The sequence below is a fragment of the Zobellella denitrificans genome, from assembly GCF_002237365.1.
GTDB lineage: Bacteria > Pseudomonadota > Gammaproteobacteria > Enterobacterales > Aeromonadaceae > Oceanimonas > Oceanimonas denitrificans.
Genome location: NZ_NMUO01000148.1, coordinates 1 through 5126 on the forward strand (window position 1 = coordinate 1; position 5126 = coordinate 5126).

Annotated in this window: 7 protein-coding genes; 6 read left to right on the forward strand and 1 reads right to left on the reverse strand. The window is 68.5% G+C overall.

Translation table 11 applies throughout. The features are described 5' to 3' along the window. A partial coding sequence (locus tag CGX12_RS18660) for a GAF domain-containing protein (RefSeq protein WP_142995704.1) occupies positions 1-683 on the reverse strand: 683 nt, incomplete at its 3' end. Positions 684-905: 222 nt separating this feature from the next. Here CGX12_RS18660 and CGX12_RS18665 point away from each other — a divergent pair. Genes CGX12_RS18665 through CGX12_RS19970 form a run of 6 tightly spaced genes read left to right on the forward strand, consistent with a single transcriptional unit; the run spans position 906 to position 5108 of the window. Next, positions 906-1892, forward strand: a complete 987-nt coding sequence (locus CGX12_RS18665; RefSeq protein WP_094041379.1) for a thiamine pyrophosphate-dependent dehydrogenase E1 component subunit alpha — start codon at positions 906-908, stop codon at positions 1890-1892. A 17-nt stretch (positions 1893-1909) separates the two neighbouring features. After that, positions 1910-3016, forward strand: a complete 1107-nt coding sequence (locus CGX12_RS18670; protein ID WP_176442115.1) for a 2,3-butanediol dehydrogenase — start codon at positions 1910-1912, stop codon at positions 3014-3016. Beyond that, entirely contained in the window at positions 3013-4041 is a 1029-nt protein-coding gene (locus CGX12_RS18675; RefSeq protein ID WP_094041380.1) for an alpha-ketoacid dehydrogenase subunit beta, read from the forward strand. The genes CGX12_RS18670 and CGX12_RS18675 overlap by 4 nt, the downstream gene beginning before the upstream one ends. After that, the gene (locus CGX12_RS18680) at positions 4038-4280 is read left to right on the forward strand and encodes a biotin/lipoyl-containing protein (protein WP_094041381.1); all 243 of its coding nucleotides are present in this window, start codon (positions 4038-4040) and stop codon (positions 4278-4280) included. The genes CGX12_RS18675 and CGX12_RS18680 overlap by 4 nt, the downstream gene beginning before the upstream one ends. Continuing rightward, positions 4277-4984, forward strand: coding sequence for a 2-oxo acid dehydrogenase subunit E2 (locus tag CGX12_RS18685; protein ID WP_094041382.1), 708 nt, complete (start codon positions 4277-4279; stop codon positions 4982-4984). The genes CGX12_RS18680 and CGX12_RS18685 overlap by 4 nt, the downstream gene beginning before the upstream one ends. Then, complete coding sequence (locus CGX12_RS19970) at positions 4965-5108, forward strand: hypothetical protein (RefSeq protein ID WP_176442116.1); 144 nt, start codon at positions 4965-4967, stop codon at positions 5106-5108. Before CGX12_RS18685 ends, CGX12_RS19970 begins: the two co-directional genes overlap by 20 nt. Positions 5109-5126 lie beyond the last annotated feature (18 nt).

Here is a 5126-nt window from a genome sequence, read left to right on the forward strand (position 1 = left end):
GTGGGCTCCGCCACCGGGCCCCGGGCGCTCACCGCCACCAGCAGGGCATCGGCGTGGTGGCGGCGGAACAGCAGGGCTTCCAGCTCGTCGGCGGTCTGCTGCACCAGCCCCAGGGCCAGTTGCTGGCGAACCTTGCTGCCCTGGGCGTAGGTGGAGATGTCGATGGCCCCCAGCAGGCTGCCGTCGCCGGCGAACAGGGGAGCGGTGGAGCAGCTGAAGGGGTGGAGGCCGGCGTCGAAATGCTCGCCCGCGTAGACGGTGATGGGCTGGCCGGTGGCCAGGCAGGTACCCAGGCCATTGGTGCCGACCAGGGCCTCGGTCCAGACCGAGCCGGGGGCCATGCCCTTGCGGGCCAGCTCGGGGCTGGCGTCCGCATCCTGGTAGCTGGCCACCACCACGCCCTGGGCGTCGGTCAGCAGCAGGTTGTAGCCGGCCTCGAAGGCGCTGCGGCGCAGCCGGGTCAGGGCCGGGACCGGCTGGTTCAGCAGTTCGTCCAGGGGCTCGCGCAGAGCCTTCAGTTCGGCGGCGCTCAGCCGGGGACGGGGATGGGCATGGCCGGGATCGAGCCGGTACTGCTCCAGGCAGCGACGCCAGGAGCCGACAATCTGCGGATCCGCTATCCGGTTGTCCGGCCCCAGGCGCTCCCCCAGCATTCGGGCAACGGCATCATCCGGTAACGACATGGCACCTCTCCTTGCTCTTTCCTTTGTTTCAGTATCGTCCAGCTTGCGACAGCTGTAACACCCGGGCTGCGACAGCTGTCGCAGGGCTGCAACACCTGGGCGCCGATAGCAACCGCTCGGATCCCCGGCACCGCCCGTAAACACGCCATTAACACTCTTTTATCATCTTTGGCACAGCCTTTGCGAGTGTTGCTTCGTCATCACCACAGCGAAGGAGGGGATATGAAACCCGAACGCACCCAATTGCACTGGATGTATCAACAGATGCTGGTCAGTCGCTTCTTCGAGGAAGCGATCGAGACGATCTACATGGAAGGCAAGAGCCCCGCCTTCAACATGGCCAAGGGCCCCATCCCCGGCGAAATGCACCTGTCCAACGGCCAGGAGCCCTGCGCCGTGGGGGTCTGTGCCCACCTGTCGGCCAGCGACATCGTCACCGCCACCCACCGGCCCCACCATATCGCCATCGCCAAGGGGGTGAACCTGAACGAGATGGCGGCGGAGATCTTCGGCAAGGAAACGGGGCTGAGCGGCGGCCGCGGCGGCCATATGCACCTGTTCGACGGCCGGGTGAACTTCTCCTGCTCCGGCATCATCGCCCAGGGCATGGGCCCGGCGGTGGGCGCGGCCCTGTCGCGCAAGCTGCAGGGCAAACCCGGGGTGGCGGTGGCCTTTCTCGGCGAAGGCGCGGCCAACCAGGGCGCCTTCCACGAAACCCTGAACCTGGCGGCGGTATGGCAGCTGCCGGTGGTGTTCGTGATCGAGGACAACGCCTGGGGCATCTCGGTGGCCAAGCGCCAGTCCACCGCGGTGGACCGTAACGACGGCCGCGCCGCCGCCTACGGCATGCCCGGCACCTTCGTGCCCGGCAACGACCCCGTCGCCATCTTCGCGGCGGCGGGCGAGGCCATCGACCGGGCCCGCCGGGGCGAGGGGCCCAGCCTTATCGAAATCGAAACCTACCGCCTGGCCGGCCACTTTATGGGCGACGCCGAGGGCTACCGGCCCAAGGGCGAGAAGGAGGCGCTGCAGGCAAGGGATCCCATTCCCGCCTTCCGCACCCTGCTGCTCGAAGAGGGCACCCTGACCGAGGCGGAAGATCAGCGCCTGGTGCAGGCCGCCCGCGAGCGGGTGGACGCCGCCATCCGCTTCGCCCGGGACAGTGCCTACCCGGCGCCGGAAGCCGCCCTGGAAAAGGTATTCGTCTGATGCACGAGGATCTCACCATGAACCAAGCAACCACCATGAGCGCCGCCGTCTGGCACGGCCGCCAGGATATCCGCCTGGAGCGGGTTCCGCGTCCGGCGGTGCCGGCACCGGGCTGGGCCCAGATCAGGGTGCACTGGTGCGGCATCTGCGGCTCCGATCTGCACGAATACCTGGCCGGGCCGGTGTTTATTCCCGTCGATGAGCCCCATCCGCTCACCGGCCTCAAGGGGCAATGCATCCTCGGCCACGAGTTCTGCGGCGAGATAGTGGCCCTGGGCGAGGGCGTCGCGGGTTTTGCCACCGGCGACCGGGTCACCGCCGACGCCTGCCAGCACTGCGGCGAGTGCCGCTACTGCCGGGAAGGCAAGATCAATCTGTGCGAGCGGCTAGCCTTCACCGGCCTGATGAACGACGGCGCCTTCGCCGAATACGTCAACGTGCCCGCCAACCTGCTGTACCGGCTGCCCGCGGGCTTTCCGCTCGAGGCGGGCGCCCTGATAGAGCCGCTGGCGGTGGGCATGCACGCAGTCCGCCAGGCCGGCGACATCACCGGCAAGACCCTGGTGGTGGTGGGTGCCGGCACCATAGGGCTGTGCACCATCATGTGCGCCCGGGCTGCCGGCGCCGGCCGCATCATCGCCCTGGAAATGTCGACGGCGCGCAAACAGAAGGCGCTGGAGGTGGGCGCCAGCCTGGTGCTGGATCCCGCCCACTGCGATGCGGTGGCCGAGGTGAAGGCACTGACCGGCGGCGACGGCGCCGACCTGTCCATCGAGTGCATCGGTCACAAGCAGACCGCCAAGCTCGCCATCGACGTGCTGCGCAAGGCCGGCCGCTGCGTGCTGGTCGGCATCTTCGAGGAGCCGAGCGAGTTCAATTTCTTCGACATCGTCGCCACCGAGAAGCAGGTGGTCGGCGCCCTGGCCTACAGCGGCGAATTCGCCGAGGTCATCGCCCTGATCGATCAGGGGCGGATGGACGTCACGCCGTTGATCACCGGGCGCATCCCGCTCGACCACATCATCGAGCAGGGCTTCGAGGAGCTGGTACACAACAAGGATCGCAACGTGAAGATCATCGTGAGCCCCGGCCGGGCCCACGCCACAGAAGGAGCCGGATCATGACCGCCACCACCAAAGAACGCAAACTGACCATCGCCCGGGCCATGGCCGAGGCCATCGCCCAGGAGATGCGCACCGATCCCACCGTGTTCGTGATGGGCGAGGACATAGGCCCGCTCGGCGGGGTGTTCGGCAACACCCGCGGCCTCTACGACGAATTCGGCCCGGAGCGGGTGCGCGACACCCCCATCTCGGAAACCGCCTTTATCGGCGCCGCCGTGGGGGCGGCCTCCGACGGCATGAGGCCCATCGTCGAGCTGATGTTCGTCGACTTCTTCGGGGTCTGCATGGACGCCATCTACAACCTGATGGCCAAGAACACCTACTTCTCCGGCGGCAAGATCCCGGTACCCATGGTGCTGATGGCCTCCACCGGCGGCGGCTACAGCGACGCCGGCCAGCATTCCCAGTGCCTGCACGCCACCTTCGCCCACCTGCCGGGTATGAAGGTGGTGGCTCCCTCCAACGCCTACGACGCCAAGGGGCTGATGATCGCCGCCATCCGCGACAACAACCCGGTGGTGTTCCTGTTCCACAAGGCGCTGCAGGGCATGGGCTGGCTCGGCACCGAGAAGGACGCCATCGTCCACGTGCCGGAAGAGGCCTACCAGTTGCCCATCGGCCAGGCGGCGGTGGTGCGCGAAGGCCGCGACATCACCATCGTCGGCATCACCTCCGGGGTGCACCACGGCCTGAAGGCGGCCCGCCTCCTGGCAGAGGAGGGCATCAGCGCCGAGGTGGTGGACCTGCGCGCCCTGGTGCCGCTGGACCGCGACACCGTGCTGGCCTCGGTGGCCAGGACCGGCCGGCTGCTGGTGGTGGACGAGGACTACCACAGCTTCGGGCTGAGCGGCGAGATCATCGCCTCCGTCGCCGAACGGGGCCTGGCCCTGAAGGCCCCGCCCAAACGGCTGGCCTTTCCCGACATTCCCATTCCCTTTACCCCGCCGATGGAGCAATGGGCGCTGCCCAACGCGGACAAGGTCGTCCAGGCCTGTCGGCAACTGATGCAGGAGCAACAAGCATGAGCCACGCCATACTCATCCCCCATGATCTCTGGGAAGAAGCCGACGACGCCGTGATCACCGCCTGGCTGTCGTCCGACGGCGACGCGGTCGAGGCCGGCCAGGTGGTGGCCGAGATCATGGTGCAGAAGATACAGCACGACATCCTGGCCCCGGCCGCCGGCCGCCTGCGTATCCTTAAGGAAGCGGACGAGGTGGTCGCCAAGGGCGAGCAGATCGCCGCACTGGAGGACGCATCATGACCACGACCGCGGTTGCCGACATCCGCCGCACCCCGCTCCGGGGCATGCGCGCCATGATCGCCGGCGCCATGCGCAAGAGCCTGGACGAGGCGGCCCAGCTCAGCCACCAGGGGGAGTGCGACGTCACCGCCCTGCTGGAGCACAAGGCAGCCCTGGACGAGGCGGGCATCCGGGTGTCGCTGGAGGATCTGCTGGCCCACGGCCTGATCCGGGCGCTGCGGCGGCATCCGCTGCTCAACGGCCGGCTGGAGGGCAACGAGATCCTGCATTACGACGCGGTGCACCTGAGTTTTGCCATGGCCCTGAGCGAGACCCAACTGGTGGCCCCGGCGCTGTTCGACGCCGAGCGGCTGAGCCTGACCGAGCTGGCGGCGGCGCGCAAGGCGCTGGTGGCGCGGGCCCGGGCCGGCCGGCTGTCGGTGAGCGAGATGACCGGCGGCACCTTCACCCTCACCAACCTGGGTCGCTCGCGGGTGCGCTTCTTCACCCCGGTTGTCAACCTGCCGCAGCTGGCCATCCTCGGTATCGGCGAAACCCGGCGAGTGCCGGTGGTCGGCGCCGACGGCGAGATACGGGTGCGCTCCCTGATGGGGCTGTCACTCACCTTCGACCACAGGGCGGTGGACGGCGGACCGGCCGCCGCCTTCTTCGACACCCTGTGCCGGTTGCTGGAAGGAGAACCCGATGAGCCTGCCCAAACCTGACCTTCTGCCTGGCGGCCTGCCGCCGCTGCTGGGCCCGGAGCAGGGGCTGGCCCGGGAGCAGCAACTGCTGGAGGCGGTGGGCACCACCAGTGCGCGGCGGCTGCGCCAGAGCAGGAAGCCGTAGTCCCGCTCGCCGCGCACC

What these genes read in the sequence shown, in the direction of transcription:
- CGX12_RS18665 (WP_094041379.1), top strand. Translation starts at nt 906, where the DNA reads ATGAAACCCGAACGCACCCAATTGCACTGGATGTATCAACAGATGCTG.
- CGX12_RS18670 (WP_176442115.1), top strand. Translation starts at nt 1,910, where the DNA reads ATGAACCAAGCAACCACCATGAGCGCCGCCGTCTGGCACGGCCGCCAG.
- CGX12_RS18675 (WP_094041380.1), top strand. Translation starts at nt 3,013, where the DNA reads ATGACCGCCACCACCAAAGAACGCAAACTGACCATCGCCCGGGCCATG.
- CGX12_RS18680 (WP_094041381.1), top strand. Translation starts at nt 4,038, where the DNA reads ATGAGCCACGCCATACTCATCCCCCATGATCTCTGGGAAGAAGCCGAC.
- CGX12_RS18685 (WP_094041382.1), top strand. Translation starts at nt 4,277, where the DNA reads ATGACCACGACCGCGGTTGCCGACATCCGCCGCACCCCGCTCCGGGGC.
- CGX12_RS19970 (WP_176442116.1), top strand. Translation starts at nt 4,965, where the DNA reads ATGAGCCTGCCCAAACCTGACCTTCTGCCTGGCGGCCTGCCGCCGCTG.